This window comes from Micromonospora sp. C51 (assembly GCF_018070435.1).
GTDB lineage: Bacteria > Actinomycetota > Actinomycetes > Mycobacteriales > Micromonosporaceae > Micromonospora > Micromonospora sediminimaris.
This window is the reverse complement of the sequence record NZ_JAGPXQ010000003.1, coordinates 324,415-339,740: the sequence shown is the minus strand read 5'-3', so window position 1 is coordinate 339,740 and position 15,326 is coordinate 324,415. Positions and strand designations below refer to the sequence as shown.

14 protein-coding genes are annotated in these 15,326 nt (G+C 70.0%); 4 read left to right on the top strand and 10 right to left on the bottom strand.

The annotated features are described in order from the left end of the window. Nucleotides 1–4 precede the first annotated feature (4 nt). Nucleotides 5–1,315 carry an MFS transporter gene (locus KBX50_RS06765; protein ID WP_210935541.1) on the top strand — a complete coding sequence of 437 codons (1,311 nt, stop codon included), beginning with the start codon at nt 5–7 and terminating at the stop codon, nt 1,313–1,315. 452 nt (nt 1,316–1,767) lie between these two features. On the opposite strand, the gene KBX50_RS06760 is transcribed toward KBX50_RS06765, so the two are convergent. Genes KBX50_RS06760 through KBX50_RS06735 form a run of 7 tightly spaced genes read right to left on the bottom strand, consistent with a single transcriptional unit; the run spans nt 1,768 to nt 7,758 of the window. Then, entirely contained in the window at nt 1,768–2,697 is a 930-nt protein-coding gene (locus KBX50_RS06760) for an LnmK family bifunctional acyltransferase/decarboxylase (protein WP_247673208.1), read from the bottom strand. Further along, on the bottom strand, nt 2,697–3,758 hold the full coding sequence (locus tag KBX50_RS06755) for a histidinol-phosphate transaminase (protein ID WP_307870867.1): 1,062 nt from the start codon (nt 3,756–3,758) through the stop codon (nt 2,697–2,699). The genes KBX50_RS06760 and KBX50_RS06755 overlap by 1 nt, the downstream gene beginning before the upstream one ends. Beyond that, entirely contained in the window at nt 3,751–3,978 is a 228-nt protein-coding gene (locus KBX50_RS32685) for an acyl carrier protein (RefSeq protein WP_247673207.1), read from the bottom strand. The genes KBX50_RS06755 and KBX50_RS32685 overlap by 8 nt, the downstream gene beginning before the upstream one ends. After that, nucleotides 3,971–5,035: a 4-hydroxy-2-oxovalerate aldolase gene (gene dmpG, locus KBX50_RS06750; RefSeq protein ID WP_210935537.1), complete on the bottom strand. Its 1,065-nt coding sequence runs from the start codon at nt 5,033–5,035 to the stop codon at nt 3,971–3,973. Before dmpG ends, KBX50_RS32685 begins: the two co-directional genes overlap by 8 nt. Next, the gene (locus KBX50_RS06745; protein WP_210935535.1) at nt 5,032–5,928 is read right to left on the bottom strand and encodes an acetaldehyde dehydrogenase (acetylating); all 897 of its coding nucleotides are present in this window, start codon (nt 5,926–5,928) and stop codon (nt 5,032–5,034) included. The genes dmpG and KBX50_RS06745 overlap by 4 nt, the downstream gene beginning before the upstream one ends. A gap of 31 nt (nt 5,929–5,959) precedes the next feature. Further along, nucleotides 5,960–6,724 carry a 2-keto-4-pentenoate hydratase gene (locus KBX50_RS06740; RefSeq protein ID WP_247673206.1) on the bottom strand — a complete coding sequence of 255 codons (765 nt, stop codon included), beginning with the start codon at nt 6,722–6,724 and terminating at the stop codon, nt 5,960–5,962. A gap of 47 nt (nt 6,725–6,771) precedes the next feature. Next, complete coding sequence (locus KBX50_RS06735; RefSeq protein ID WP_210935533.1) at nt 6,772–7,758, bottom strand: trans-aconitate 2-methyltransferase; 987 nt, start codon at nt 7,756–7,758, stop codon at nt 6,772–6,774. A 448-nt stretch (nt 7,759–8,206) separates the two neighbouring features. Between KBX50_RS06735 and KBX50_RS06730 the strand changes: the two genes are divergently transcribed. Together KBX50_RS06730 and KBX50_RS06725 are read left to right on the top strand one after the other, a co-directional pair. Continuing rightward, nucleotides 8,207–8,809 (top strand): LuxR C-terminal-related transcriptional regulator, encoded by a 603-nt coding sequence (locus tag KBX50_RS06730; protein ID WP_210935532.1) that lies wholly within the window; start codon nt 8,207–8,209, stop codon nt 8,807–8,809. 20 nt (nt 8,810–8,829) lie between these two features. Further along, complete coding sequence (locus tag KBX50_RS06725) at nt 8,830–9,444, top strand: LuxR C-terminal-related transcriptional regulator (protein ID WP_247673205.1); 615 nt, start codon at nt 8,830–8,832, stop codon at nt 9,442–9,444. A 122-nt stretch (nt 9,445–9,566) separates the two neighbouring features. On the opposite strand, the gene KBX50_RS06720 is transcribed toward KBX50_RS06725, so the two are convergent. From KBX50_RS06720 to KBX50_RS06710, 3 genes are all read right to left on the bottom strand, one after another. Then, a complete protein-coding gene (locus KBX50_RS06720; protein ID WP_247673204.1) occupies nt 9,567–10,337 on the bottom strand; it encodes a thioesterase II family protein in 771 nt (256 codons plus the stop codon). Between the two features lie 364 nt (nt 10,338–10,701). Continuing rightward, nucleotides 10,702–11,565 (bottom strand): TauD/TfdA family dioxygenase, encoded by an 864-nt coding sequence (locus KBX50_RS06715; protein ID WP_247673282.1) that lies wholly within the window; start codon nt 11,563–11,565, stop codon nt 10,702–10,704. A gap of 161 nt (nt 11,566–11,726) precedes the next feature. After that, nucleotides 11,727–13,505, bottom strand: coding sequence for a condensation domain-containing protein (locus KBX50_RS06710; protein WP_210935530.1), 1,779 nt, complete (start codon nt 13,503–13,505; stop codon nt 11,727–11,729). Nucleotides 13,506–13,865: 360 nt separating this feature from the next. Between KBX50_RS06710 and KBX50_RS06705 the strand changes: the two genes are divergently transcribed. Continuing rightward, nucleotides 13,866–15,323, top strand: coding sequence for a class I adenylate-forming enzyme family protein (locus KBX50_RS06705; protein ID WP_210935529.1), 1,458 nt, complete (start codon nt 13,866–13,868; stop codon nt 15,321–15,323). Nucleotides 15,324–15,326: the final 3 nt, after the last annotated feature.

Below are 15,326 nucleotides of genomic sequence, written 5' to 3'. Positions count from 1 at the left end.
CGGTATGTCGACCGCGCCGTCTCCCGCACCGGGCACCACCAGGCGGGCCCTCGCGGCGGTGTACGCCGCCGGCGCCGGGTCCGCCGTCGGGACCCAGATGACGACGCTCGCGCTGCCGTGGCTGGTGCTGGAGAGCACCGGCTCGGCACCGCGGGCGGGTCTGGTCTTCGCCGTGTCGGTGCTTCCCATGGCGGTGCTCGGATTCGCGGGCGGCGAGGTCATCCAACGGTACGGCGCACGCCGAACCATGGTGGTCATCGACTTCGCGCAGTTCGTGGCCATCGGGTCGATACCTGCGCTGGCCGCATTGGGTCTGCTCAGCTTTCCCCTGCTCCTGACGATCGTCGCGGTGATCGGCGTGCTCGGAGTGCCCTACTTCGCCGCGCAACGCGACCTGGCCACCGAACTCGCCGGTCCGGACCCGAAGGCGCTGATGCGGGCGAACAGCGTGCTCGAAGGGTGCTTCAACATCGCCGCGCTGGCCGGCCCGGCCATAGCGGGCGTGCTGATCGCGACGCTCGGCGCGGACAAGGTGCTGTTGTTCGACGCCGTGACCTCGGCGGTGTCGGGTCTGCTGCTGTGGTGGTTCGTGCCGCGCACGCGGCGGACGGAGTCGGTGACGCCGGCACCGCAGGAGCGGCAGACCCCGGACCACTCGGGAGTCCTGGCCGGGGTACGCGCCTTGCTCCGGGACGACTTCCTGCGACGGGTGATGGTCACGACCATCAGCTTCGGCTTCCTCATGCGGGTCCTGATGCTCGCGTTGCCGCTGCTGGCGTTCGCCCGCTTCGCCGGCGATGCCAGGGTCGGTGGGCTGCTGCTCTCCGGCTTCGGTGCCGGCGCGATCGCCGGGGCGGCGGTCAGCTATCTGATCGGCAGCCGGCTGTCCCCGACGATGGTCTTCGGGCTGGCCGCCTTCCAGCTCGTCCTGCCCTGGTGGGTGCTGCTGTTCGACGTGCCGGTGCCGGTCCTGGTCGCCGCGCTCGCGGTGTCCGGTGCGGCGCTTCCGTTGTCCAACGCCCCGTTCTTCAGCATCTTGGCCACCCGGTTCGCGGCGGACATCCGGGCGAAGGTCATCCAGGCGGTCATGACCATCAGCAACATCGCCGGCCCGCTGGGCTTCCTGGCCGGCGGGATGGCGATCGGCCGATTCGGCGTGACAACGACCCTGCTCGTCCTCGCGGCCCTGTCCACCCTCGCGGCGGTCAACCTGGTGGTGGCGCTGCGGCACTTCGATCCGGTGGCGCCGACCAGCCCGCAGCCCGAGCCCGAGCCCGAGCCCGAGCCCGAGCCGGCGACGGCAGCTGCTCGGTAGCCCGCTCCGGCGCGCTGCCAGCGGCGGGCCGGAGCGGGCAGCAACACCCGTGGAACAGTTCACCCGATATACGCAGAGAGTGTGATGTCCGGGCCGACGTCGGCCCGGACATCACCCTGTTGCGGGATCGCCGCGGGTCAGGGTCCCCGGAAGCCGACTGCCGGGGGCGCTGAGGTGCGACCTGGTGTGGGCCGTCCCACCCCGGCGCGGGCGGCCCGCCCGGATCAGCCATCCGTACCCGGCGCCCGTACCCGGCGCCCGTGCCCGGCGCCCGTGGCCGTGTCCCCGGTCCCACACCAGTGCCCGCATCCGGGCTGACTGCTGGCGAGGGCGACCACCCGGTGACGAGCGTCAGCTACGCACTGATGGGCGCGGTTGCCGGTTCGCAACCGCGCCCATCAGGTGGCCGGTGGGGTGCGGGCCGGGGCCCGCGACCTGTCGGGTCGACGTCCTCAGATCAGCGTCGACGGCGTTTCCGTCTCGATCGCCGCGACGGCCAGCAGCCGACCGCTGGCGGAGTCGCGCAGTTCCAGGTCGGCGATCTCGGAGAGCGGGTCGGCAACGTTCTGCCATCTCCGGGCGGTCACGGTGAACAGCGAGCCCAGGTCGGCGTTGCCGAAGAAACCCACCTTCTGATCGATCACCCGCCGCTGGAGGAACTGCCGCTCGGTGCGGCCGAGCCCACGCCACAGCCGCAACAGCGCCGTGTCGAAGATCGAGAAGTACGAGGCGAAGTAGACCAGCCCGGCGCCGTTGATGTCCCGGACGGCGTCCAGTGCGTACTCGAAGGACAGCTCGCCCCCGGCGACCGCGAATCCCGGCGGTGCCGGGGTGAGGAAGCTGCCCGCACCGCGGGCGCGACCGACGAGCGTACGCGGTGAGAACTGGTTGGGGAGTCGTGGCAGGTCGGCGTTGTCGAAGCCGTGGGGGACGGTTTCGGAGAGGACCCGGTTGCTGCCCGGATTGCCGCGCGCGATCCACCGGTTGAGCGTCTCCGCGTACATGCACTCCGGGTCCGGCGTCTCGTAGACCTCCGCCGGGTCGAGGAACGCGGTGCCGAGGCCGGAGCCGGCGGGCGCGAGCCGATGCAACGTCAGAACCGAGCCGCCGCCGAACTGGAAGACCCTCGACGTCACCTCAAGCTCGTCACCGAAGGCCAGGCCGTGCGGATGCACGACCTTCCCGCCCCGCACCCGGTAGTAGTAGAACGAGAGGTAGGTCGGTTCGCCTTCGGCGGTACGGGCGGCGTGCACGTTGGTGCGGCAGGTCTCGGCAACCGATTCCCACGTCCAGTCGCCGATCCGCCCGAAGATCAGAGAGCCGCCGCTGCACATTCCCGGCGCGACGATCACCTTCCGGTGAAGGGCTGTGTTCTCGGGCATCATCTCAGCGCTCCAGTCGTGAGTAGTTCCGGTGCGTTGCGGACGCGCCACTGGTGTACCGCCGCGAGGAACGCGTCGTTGTCCGAGGGCGAACCGAGCGACACCCGGACGCCCTCCCCGTCGAAGACCCGCAGCTCGATCCCGGCGCGGGCACACCAACTGCCGAACGGGCCCGCGTTCTCGCCGAGCCCGAGCCACAGGAAGTTGGCCTGGCTGGCCGGGACCGTGAAGCCGTCGGCCAGCAGAGCAGCCCGCACCCGGGTGCGCTCGGCGATCGTCTGCCGGACCCGCGTCAGGAGCACGTCCTCAAGGGCGAGGGCGGCGACCGCCGCGTGCTGGGCCGGCGCGCTCACCGCAAAGGGCAGCGTCATCTCGCGCAGCGACGCCACGATGCGCGCCGCGCCGATGAGGTAGCCGACCCGGAGCCCCGCCAGGCCGTACGCCTTCGAGAACGTGCGCAGGACCACCAGGTTGGGATACCTGTCGCACAGCGCGAGACCACTGGCTCCCATCGGCTCGTCGACGTACTCGAAGTACGCCTCGTCGAGGGCGACCAGGCAGGTCGGCGGGATGCGATCGAGGAACGCGCGCAGCCGGTCCAGGCCGAGCAGCGTACCCGTGGGGTTGTTGGGGTTGCAGATGACGACCAACCGGGTCGTGGCGGTGATGCGATCGGCCATGGCGGCGAGGTCGTGCACGTCGTCGGCGAGTGGCACCCGCTCCGACTGGATCCCCAGATGACCGGCGAGGATCGGGTAGTACTCGAAGGAACGCCAGGCGTAGACGGCCGTCGCACCCGGCCCGGCGAGCTGGAACACCGCCTGGAGCAGTGCACAGGATCCGGCGCCGACCGCCACCCGGTCCGGTGCGACACCGTGCCGCCGGGCGAGCGCCACGGTCAGGTCGGTGCAGGCCGGGTCGGGATAGCGGTTGACGTCCCGGCTGCTCGCCGCGACCGCGGCGACGATGTCCGGCAACGGGCCGTGCGGTGACTCGTTGCGCGACAGGGCCCGGGTGACGGCATGGGACGCTCCGGCGGTCGGCCCCGCGGCCTCACGCACGACAGCGCTCCGCGACCAGTTCGGCGATATCGCCGACCGTCGCGAGTTCCAGCAGTTCGTAGTCGGAGACGTGGATGTCGAGCCGCTTGCTGAGCAGGTCCGACAGCTCGACCACGGCGAGGGAGTCGAGGCCGACCTCGGTGCGATCGGCGGTGGCCACGACGTCCTCGGTCCGCATCTGCAGATCCTCGACCAGGATGGTCTTGAGTTGGTCAAACATGGCTTGCCGTCCGTTCACGCTGACCCGTGGACCCGGCACGCAACGAGAGCGCCACGTCCTCGATGAGGTCCTCCTGCCCGGCCACCGCCTGGAGGCGGCCCAGTTCGAAGAAGACGTCGCGCGGATCGACGCCCTCCCGGGCGGCGACGTCCAGCACCCGGTTCTTGAACCCGGAGAACACCCCGGCGAGACCGCTCACCACGCCGATCGAGTCGATGGTGGGCGGCGCGGGCATCAGCTCCCGTGCGGCGATGTCCGCCGCGTCCAGCAGTCGATAGAGATCGATGCCGGTGTCATAGCCCAGCCGTTCGAGCACGGGCACGAGAACTTCCAGCTGCGTGTTGCCGGCACCCGCGCCGAACCCCCGGGCGCAGGCATCCAGGATGGTGGCGCCCGCCTCGGCGGCGGCGATGGAGTTCGCCACCGCCATACCGAGATTGTTGTGCCCGTGGAACATCACCGGCACGCTGACGGCGGACCGGATGGCCGCGATCCGCGTGCTCACGTCCTGCGGCAGGTAGTGGCCGGAGGAATCGAGGATGCCGACGCCGGTCGCACCGAACTCGACGAGCCGCGCACACTCCTCGGCCAGGCGCTCGGGACTTGCCATATGGCTCATCAGCAGCACGCCGTGCGCGTCGACGCCCGCGTCGCGCAGCAGCCCGAGGTGCCGTTCGGCCAGATCGCTCTCGGTGCAGTGGGTGCCGATGCGGACGATGTCGACGTCGTACGAGACGGCCAGCCGGATGCTTTCGGTCGTGCCCCAGCCGGGCAGCATGAAGACGCCGAGCTTGGTGGTGGTCAACGCATCCCGGACCACCGACAGCATCGCCTCGTCGCTGAGCAGCGCTCGGCCGGCTTGCAGGGACGAGGCGCCCAGGCCGTTGCCGTGCCCCACCTCGACGACGGGTACCCGGGCGGCGTCGGCGGCGGCAGCGTACGCCCGAAGTTGCTCCCGCCCGAGCTGGTGGCGGACGGCGTGGTGCCCGTCGCGCAGCGTCGGGTCGTGGATCAGGATCGGTTGTCTCGGCGAACTTTGCGCAGCCTGCTGGCTCATGACACGACCTCCATGGCCTCGATCGGTCGGCGTTCCACCGCACAACGCTCGGCGACCCGGATCGCAGCCGAGTTGATGATGTCGAGGTTGCCCGCGTAGGCGGGTATCTGGTCGCCTGCGGAGGTCACCTCCACGGCGATGAACGCCTTGTTGTCGTTCACGATGCAACTCGTCACGGTGTAGCCGGTGGCGAAGGCACGGACGTCGGCGGCGGCGGACGCCACGAGCGGGTGCACCGACTCGTGGGTCAGGCCCTCGCCGACCAGCGACATGGCCACCCGGAAGGTCGCCGGTGGACGAGCCGGGCTGACGTTGAGGATGGCCTTCACGTCCCCGACGCCGGTGAACTCGCGGAGCGCGTCCTGAGTGGTCTCCACGTACTCGTCGAGGTTCAGCCTGGTCCCGCGGCCGACGCTGAGCGTCGCCGCGGTCGCGACCACCTCCACGTAGTCGATGCGGTGGGCTCGGGTGATCGCTCGTACGATCGGCACCGATGCCTGCCCGCCGCAGCTCACCATGTTCAGGTCGCGGTGAGCGGCGGCCTCCGCGCCGTTGACGGTGGGGACGACCATCCGCCCGATCCGGCTGGGCGTGAGGTCGATCAGCAGCGTGCCGAGCGGTGTCAGTGTCTCCGCGTGCTCGGCGTGCGAGCCGGCGTTGGTGGCGTCGAAGACCACGTCGAGCGGTTCGTCGAGGTCGGCAAGGGACGACAGGCCTCGGCTGGCGACCGGCAGCCCCAGCCGAGCGGCCCGCTTGAGGCCCGGGCTGTCGGCGGTCCGGCCAGCGACGAGGCGAAGGTCCAGTGCAGCGGACCGCTCGACTTTCACCGCCAGGTCGACGCCGATGAGCCCGGCGCCGAGCACCCCAACTGACAGCCGTCGTTCTGAATTCATCGAGGGGATCGCCTTCCTACCCGCGTCGGGACTACGTATTGGTGACGTGCAGAGTGACCGAGCCCAGATGATCGAATTCGGCGGTGTAGGTGTCACCGGGGCTCAACGGGACGGCGGCGTGCAGGGCGCCGGTCATGATCAACTGACCGGCCTCCAGCGTGACGCCACTCTCGCCCAGCAGGTTCGCCAACAGCGCCACCACCGCCACCGGGTTGCCCAGGGCGTCGGCGCCCTGACCGGACGCGATTAACTCCCCGTTGCGGCGGAAGGCCATTCGCACGAGCCGGTAGTCCAGCTCCGCGCTGGCCGGGATCGAGCGTCCCAGCACGGCCGCGCCGTTCGAGGCGAGGTCGGCGATCGTGTCGCCCAGCCGGATGCGCCAATCCGTGATCCGGGAGTCGACGATCTCGAGACCCGCGATGACCTCGCCGATCGCCGCGTGGGCCTGCTCCACGGTGACGCCAGGACCGGTCAACGGCCTCGCCAGCCGAAAGACGATCTCGGCTTCCACCTTCGGCGAGATGAACTCGCCGCGAGCGAAGCTCGCACCGTCCGCGCGGACGGTCGAGGCGAACACCGGGCCGTAGTCCGGGGCGTGGACCCCGAACATCTCCTGCATCGAGGCGGAGGTGAGCCCGGCCTTGTAGCCGACCACCCGTTCGCCGTCGGCGATCAGCAGCTCGGTCAGCCGGCGCTGGACGGCGTATCCGCCGGCCGCGTCGAGCGTGGGGCAGGCGTCGGTGAACGGAGCGATCGGCACGCGGTTGCTCCGCGCCTCGTACAGAGCCAGGGCCATGCGCTCGGCATCGTGCTCCGCGAGGGCCGCTGCTCCGCCGTTCCGGCTCATCGCGTGGCCACGAAGAGGCGGCTGCCGGGCATCCCCAGGGCGGTGCTGGTCACCGCGGAGAAACCGGCCTGCCGGAAGAGTTCGCACCACCGGTCCTCGGTCGGCAGCCGTACGCCCATCGAGCTCTCGTGCAGGTAACTGAAGAGAGCGCTGAAGGCGCGCTCGCCCGGCGTGTCCACGTACGGCACCGCGTCGGTGACCACCAGGCAGCCGCCGTCGGCGAGGTGCTCGCGGCAGGCCCGCAGCACGCCTGCGAAGACCTCGGGATGCTGAGCGACATCGTGCATGACGAAGCCGGCGTGGATGATGTCCGCGCCGTCGAGGGGGGCGGGGTCGTCGACGAGCGTTTCGACGGACCGGTTGACCACCGTGAGCCGGTCGTCCACCTGGGCGTGGCGACCGGCACGTTCGGCCTCCTCGCATGCTCCCGGGCTGAGGTCCAGGGCCACGCCGGTGCTGGTGGGCAGCTCGGTCAGCAGCCGGATCAGCAGCGCGCCCGCGCCGGAGCCGAGATCGACGATGTGTCGGGGCTTGCGGCTGATGATCTCGGACAGCACTCCGGGATAGAAACCGCGCGAGCCGATCCAGCGGGACGACACCGCCACCAGTCGACCGTCGCGCTGGTGCTGACGGCCGGCCGCGTCCGGCTCACGCAGAAACCGCTCCGCGTGATCGATGAACGGCCGGTTCGCGCTGAGCGACCAGGAGAGGTAGCCCGCCTCGTACCGCCGGTCCGCGAGCTCCGCGCAGGGCGTGAACGGCCCGGTCTCGGTGTCGCGCTCCAGCAGCCCGGCGGCGGACATGGCGCGCAGGAAGAGGAGAGCGCGAGCTTCGGGAACGCCGGTCGCGGTAGTTGCCTCGGCCAGCGTGAACGGGGTCCCGCGATCGAGTAGCGGCGAAAGTCCCAGATTCTCGGCGATCTCCAGAAGAGTGGCGTTCGCCGCAAGGTCTGCGGCAATGTCACTGACGTCAGAACTAATCACTTGTTCACCCACGTCCTGCTGATTCGACGATTTTTCGGTACCGACCCTTGCTTTTCCCGATCCGTGTCCGTCCAGGTAGGGGGCCGGCGACGAGCTGGCATCCTTCATCGACCGCTCCTCCGGTAACGACGGAAATCGACGTTCTCGGCACGGATCCACAACGGTTGTCAATGTGCCACGGAAACGCGGATCGCCTGCAGAGAAGAATCGGCAGACATACGGGAAGGCTGCCGCCGCCGGGTCGGCCGGCGGCGCAGCCGGCCGTCGCGTCACGGCCGGGACGACCGGCGCTGACGCGACGATGGCGAGTCGATGCTCCGCTATCAGGCTGCGCCGGCGGCTGAGAGCGAGTCGACAGCGAGTCGACAGCGACCAGTTAGTTCGTCGCGGAACCATCCGGCCAGGACATTCCGACGCCACGCCCCGGCGTGACGACGAAGGAGGCGTGATGGGCGAACCGATGTGGGTCAACGTCATGGCGACCGACCCCGTGCTGGAAGCGGGCGTGACGAGCGCGATGCTCGGATGCCCGGACATCGCTGTGGTGACGGCGCGGGAGAAGGCGGCGGTCACGGTCCTGGTGGTCGACCAGCTGGGCCAGGACGCGCTGGATTCGGTGCGGGCCATCCGCGCCGGCGCGGACCGGCCCGAGGTGGTGCTCGTCGTGCCCGAGGTGGAGCCGGCTGACGCGCTGCGAGCCATCGCGGCGGGTGCCCGCGGCCTGCTGCGGCGCCGGGAGGCGACCGCGGAGCGGCTCACCCGCACGGTGTTGGCCGCCGGTGAGGGAGACTGCACGGTCTCGCCGGACATGCTCGACCGGTTGCTCGCCGCGCCGGCGGTTCCGGCCGGCACCCTGGCATCGAACATCAGCGACCGCGAGCGCGCGGTGCTGCGGCTGATCGCCGAGGGCCGGGAGACCGGTGAGATCGCCAAGGAGCTGTGCTACTCGACGCGCACGGTGACAAGTGTCGTGCACGACATCACGCGACGATTCCGGCTGCGCAACCGGGCCCACGCGGTGGCCTTCGCCCTGCGGGCCGGGATGTTGTGAACGGCGAACAGGAGAAGATCATGATGGCCTTGACCGCACACGTGGTAGCCCCGAACACGACCATCCGGGCCGAGGTGCTGGCCGCGCTGCGGCGTGCCGGCGTCACACCCGTGCCCGACCCGTACGAATCACCGGACACCGTCATCGTCACGGCGGTCGACACGGTGCATGAGGCGCTGACGGCGTGCCCGCCGCGGCCGCGGCCCACGACACAGCGGACGCTGCTCGTCGCGGACCGCTTCTCACCGACGGACGTGGTACGCGTACTGCGTTCGGGGACTCTGGTGATGCTCCGCTTCGCCGACGTCACACCGAGCCGGCTGGCCGCCGCCGTGCAGGCCGCCCGGGACGGGGAGGTCCGGTTGCCGCACGAGGTGCTGGTCGGGGTGCTCGGTGGCACCGGTACGCCGAACCAGGCCGAAACGTCCTGGACGGCCGGCCGGTCGCCGCTGACGCCCCGTCAGACGAGGGTGCTCGCGTTGATGGCCGAGGGCCAGGACAACGCGATGATCGCCCGGTCGTTGCTGTGTTCCAACCACACGGTGAAGAACGTCATCTACGACATGATGGCGCGGTTGCAGGTTCGCAACCGCGCCCACGCCGTGGCCTGTGGGGTAGCGGCCGGGTTGATCTGAGCCCGTCGTCCGCGGCTGCACACCGGCGTGCAGCCGCGGACGACGGGGCACTCAGGTGCGGCTGGTCGTTCCCACGGTCGGCAGTCAGCGGAGGCTGCGCGGGCGAGGCGACCGCGCCGCCGTCACCAGTCGGCTGGCCGACGTGGGCCACCGGCCGGCATCCGGTCACCGATGACCCGCAACAGATCGGCCGGCTCGGTCGAATAGCTCAATCCGGATCCGGGCAACTGCACCAGATCGGTGTCTCCGTACGCCGACCAGCCGGCCACCACCTCCGCCTCGATGCCCTGGTCCAGCCACCGGATCGCGGTCAGCGGACAGCGCAGCGGCACCGGGTGGGGCACCTGATAGGCCCGCAACGCGCTCAGTTCGGCCCGGAGCGCCCGTACGCCGGCGGCGACGATCGACGGCAGCGGGATGGTCCCCATGGCCACTGCGGTCGCCAGTACCCGCTCGGTCAGTTCGTCGTCGGTCGGTTCGGTGTGCGCCTCGCCGGCATGGCGGCGGAGGTACTGGGGTGCGGGACAGCCCGAGACGAACAGGCGCAGCGGTGCCGGCGCGCCCCGCCGGTCCAGCTCGACCGCGACCTGGTAGCCGAGCAGCGCGGCACCCTCGTGGCCGAACAACGCGAACTCCTCGATCCCTCGGCGCTTGAGGTCCGCCACGAGCTCCGCGGCTCGTTCCGGCAGCCCCGAAGGGGGCTGGGCCCTAGACCGCGTACCCGGTGCGTCGCCGCTCGGGTCGCCCACGACCGGCGGGCGGACAACGCACCATGGGCCGACGGTGTCGGGCCATCGGTCGAACTGGAAGTCGCCGTTACCGGCGCTGGGTATGCAGATCAGCGTTGCGGTGCCGACATGCGGAGCGGTCCGCTGGTCCAACCATGAGGCCATGAGGAGGGTCGCCTTCGTTGACGGAGAGTAGGCAATTCTTGCTCAACCGTCGTCCCGGGCACCTTCACACCGCTATCGCCGATCGGGTAGGCAGCGGCCGGCGAGGAAAGCGTCGTGATGGGGAGCCGAAAACGGCCGGCCATAGCTTCGTTTCTGTCGGCGGCAGCCGGCACAAGAGCCGAAGCAGACAAGGGGTATTGAGTTGCTGGTTTCAATGATTTCCGGTCCGCGCCTGATCGTCTCGTCGACCACGTCGGTGGTCGCTGTCGCCGGTGACACGCCGTGGGGCTGATCAGTCTCTCCCGGGCAGGCCGACGGAGGGCCGCCGCAGCGGTGTCCCTCCGTCGGTCAGGTGCCACCTTCCTCACGAAGTCGGAAATGGTTCGGCCATCGCCACGGCTATCTTGCGTGGCCCGGTGAACGGCTCGCGGGCGTGAGCCGCAAGCATGTTGTCGACGATCAGTACGTCGTCGCGCTCCCAGTCGAAGCGGCGCTGGGCGGCTCGGTAACAGTCGCGCAGGTGCGCCACGACCTCGTCGGGGATTCGCCCGCCGTCGCCGTAGTACGTGTTGGTGGGCAGGTCCGCCTCGTCGAACATCTCCCGCAGCCCCTCGCAGTCCTCCTCGGGCAGCGTGGTCACGTGGAAGAACGTGAGGTGGTTGAACCAGACGGTCTCGCCGGTCACCGGGTGCTGGTGCACCGCCTGGCGGCGGGCCGTCGTACGCAGGCCATTGCGCCCGACCCACTGGACCTCCACACCGCTACGCGCGCAGTAGCGCTCGACCTCGGCCCGGTCGGTGGTGTTGAACGCCTGCTGCCACGGCACCCCGAAGCCCTCGGTGAAGTTGCGTACCACGGTCCAGCCGCGCCGGGTGAATTCCTCAAGCACGCTCGGATCGATCGACCGTAGGATCCGGCGGGTGTCGGCCAGCGGCGTGGCACCCTGCGTGTCGGGCGGGGTGATGCAGTAGAAGAACAGCGTCAGCGGCCAGGTCGCCTGGTACGAGTTCTCGTTGTGCAGGAAGATCTCCTCGGTCGGTGGGTAGTCCGTCGAGGTGTAGACCTGGCCCTCGATGGTGCTACGCGGCGACGACCGCTCGGCGTAGGACAGCGGCGCACCGGACACCGCCCGGACGACCCGTTCGAACCCGCTGACGCTGCCGATGTCGAAGCCACGCAGCAGGACCGCGCCGTGGGTGCGCAGCTGCCGACGGACCGAATCCCGCATCTCGGCGATCTGACTCTCGGCCGGTACGCCACTGCTGGGCGCGGTCAGCACGGCGGGCAGTGTCGACTCATGGCTTGATACCGCGGGTGTGAGGCGTACGGGCGTGATGTTGCTCGTGGTCACCGTCGGCTCCCTTCATTGCATCTGGTGGTCGGGTCGGATCAGCAGGGCCCGGGGTCGCCGGTCCCGACGTTTCGGCCGGATCCCTGGGAGCACACGTCGAGCCAGGCGGCCGGGTCGTCGGGGTTGTCCGGAACGCGTTCGCAGATGACGTAGCGCCGTGGTGTCATCGCCGTCGAATACGCCTTCACCGCTGCCAGGCAAGCGGCGTGGGCCTGTTCGGGGGTGCGGATGGCCTCGGTCCGCGCCAGATAGGCGACCAACGGCAGGCCGTCCACCTCCGCGAAGATTCGGGCACCGGTCGACGGCAGGTTGTCGTCGAGCAACCGTTGCACCTCGGCCACCTCGATCCAGCAGCCGTCCACGAGCAGCCAGCCGGGGCCCCGCTGTACCGGGCTGAGCGGGATCGAGTCGCGGATCCCTCGGGCGCCGAGGTCAGCGGATCCGGCCGCGATCAGCAGGTTCTCGACCGCCAGGAGCAGCGATTCGACCTCGTCGTCGGGGATTCGGCCGGTGTCACTGCTCCAGCAGCCGAGACGCAGCTGTCCGTCGGTGCCGTAGAGATCGAAGCGGATCAGCGTGGTCCCGGCGGGCATCGGCTGCCGCCGCAGCTGCGTCGTGCGGCGCGCGGCGACCAGTTCATCCGGCGTGGGTACCGGTGTCGTGGTCCGGCCACCGGCCCGACCGGACTCGATGACAAGGTTGTTGAACAGCGGTTCGCAATCGAATACGACGCCACGCTCGTGCTCGATCCGGCGTGCGATGGCACTCTGCCGGTCCACGTCGTAACGGCCGTGTCGGCTCGCGTCGACCACGGCAGCCCACGCCTGCCGGACCAGCCGGTCGAAGGTGGTGTCACTGATCGTGAGCGTGATCGACGCGAGCTGCGCGAGGCTACCGACGTGCTGCCGAAGGTGCGGCTCGAAGCGATTGGCGGACAGGGTTGGCAGCACGAGTTCCCGGACGCCGGTCCGGTGCGAGAGCACCGCGCCGATCGCCGCCAGCACGACGCTGGCGCGACTCGTCCTGGTGCGCGCCGTCACCGCTCGCAACGCCATGCCGGCTGCGGTGGAGGTCATCTCGACGGAGACCGACCCGGTGCCGGCGGCGACCCGCGGGACGGGGTACAGGCACTGCGGCATGCGGGAGAACCGGTCTTTCCAGTAGCTGAGAACCGTCTCCTCGTGCCGCAGGGCCTTGGGCGTACGTTCCAGGGCGGCCAGGTCCAACGGCTGGATCGGTGGTCCGCCGGCCGGTCGTGCGCCGCGGTCACGGATCAGGTCGGCGAACTCCCGCTTGATGATCTCCATCGCCTGATAGTCGACCGCGAGATGCGAGCAGCCGATCACCGCCGCCTGCACCACCCCGGCGGAGCCGGTGGACGCGTCACCGGAGGACACCGCGAGGGCGACCCGGACCGGCAGTTCGCCGATGCGGTAGGCGCCAGCGGCGCGCAACCGCCGGGTAAGGTCCCGGGCCAGGCTGGCCCGGTCGACGAGTTGTGGGTCAGCGGCCTCAATCGCGTAGACCTCCACGACAAGCTCGCCGGTGGCCTGCACGAACTGCTGCGGTTCGACGCCGTCCAGGTAGGTGGTACGGAGTCCTTCGTGCCGTTCGATCAAGACCGCGAGTGCCTGGGCGACGTCATCGACCATGGTCGCGGCCGGAACGTCGAGTTCCCCCGCGACGGCCGCGAAGAACTGCTCCGACTCACGACGCAGCCATTGCAGGATGTTGTACTGGCCGATGTTGAGGGGCCCCTCGGCCGATCGTGTTCCACTGAACCGCACGGTCACCGACGGCCGCGGAACCAGGCTCACCGATCGAGCCCGACGCCGGGGCGCGCGGGTACCGGTTGCCTGGTGGGTCCGCGTCGTCCGGGTGCTCGGCGCGGCACTGTCGATGTGCCCTGGTGAGACCATGTGCGCAAGGCTATTGAGCGCTTCGCGCCGCGCAGTAGAGAAGGACCGGCAGCGACTCGGGGTCCGGGTCGTGTGCGTTGTTCTGCCGGTTGTTCTCTGCGTGCGCCGGCCCGGACGGGCCATCATCGACCTGCGTCCATCATGTGTGCGCCGGCCAGGTCTGCCGGGTGGATCTGCGTTTCGTCCACTCGGCCGGCCCGGCCGGCAGGTCGCCGACCGCCGGGTGGATGACGACGCACTCGATTGTGGGAGGCTCGAATGAGCGTATCGATCCGTCAGCGGATCACCGATATCGCGGAGATGTCAGCCGATCGGCCTGCGGTCGTCGGCTTCGACGAGAACTCCGTCGAGCAGGTACTGACGTGGCGGGAGCTGGCCGAGCGGAGCGGCCGGCGGGCGGACGCACTGGTGGACGACGCCGCCCGGGGGACCGGTCCGGGCGTGGTCGCGATCGAGGCGAACAACACGATCCAGGCGGTGGTCGACATCGTGGCCGTCCTCTCCGCGGAACTGCCACTGCTGCCGCTGAACCCGGCCTCGCCCGTACCCGAGCGGGAGAAGCTCCTCAACTTCATCGGTCAGACGTACGGACGGGCCCAGCTCATCGCCGCCGAGGCCGACGTCGAGGCCGACGCGGGCCGACCGGCGCGGTCGCCGGCGGCGATGGCCAGCCGGATCGCCTACCTGCTGCCCACCGGCGGCAGTTCCGGCCGGCCGAAGATCGCGATTCGGCCCGGACCGCTCGGCTACGATCCGCACCAGGTGCCGTTGCCCCTGCGCCGTCGCGCCGGCTGGCGAGCCGGTCAGCGGCAACTGATTCTCGGTCCGCTGCACCACGCGGCCCCGTTCACCACGCTGCTGGACGGGCTCCTCGACGGCAACACCACAATTCTGCCGCCGTACTTCCTGCCGGCCTGGACAGTGGAGCTGGTCGAGCGCTACGCGGTGGAATGGATCCAGCTCACCCCGGCACACATGCGTACCATCCTGATGCTTCTCGAGCCCGATCCGGCCTCCTTCGCCAGCGTGCGTACGGTGATGCACACGGCCGCGTCGTGCGACTCGTTCACGAAGAAGCGGTGGATCGAGCTGGTCGGGCCGCAACACCTGTACGAGGTGTACAGCTCGACCGAGAACGTCGGCGGCACCCTGGTGCGTGGGGACGAATGGCAACAACGGCCGGGCACGGTGGGCCGGGGATTCTTCACGAAGATCAGCATCAGGGACGACGCCGGGAACCGGCTGGGCCCGGGGCAGACCGGCAAGGTGTTCATGCGCGCCGGTCGGGTCTCCCGAGGCGACGCCTACCTGGGCAGCCAGGTGCTGGAAACGACGGCCGACGGTTTCGCCAGCGTCGGCGACTTCGGATGGCTCGACGAGGACGGCTATCTGTTCCTCGCGCCCCGTCGGCACGACGTGATCAACGTGGGTGGTGAGAAGGTCTACCCCAACGAGGTCGAGGCGCAGTTGCTGGAACACCCCGCGGTGCTGGACGCCGTGGTGGTGGCGGCCGAGGACCAGGTGCTGGGCGCTACGGTCGGCGCCTACGTCGTGTGCCGGCCGGGAGCCTCGGTCAGTACCGGTGAGCTGATGGCGCACTGCCGGGCCGGTCTGGTCAACTACAAGGTGCCGACGCGGGTCACGTTCGTCGATCAGGTGCCGCGCTCGGCCGCCGGGAAGCTCGAACGTTGGCGGCTGGCCGGCCAGCGGGGCTGATCG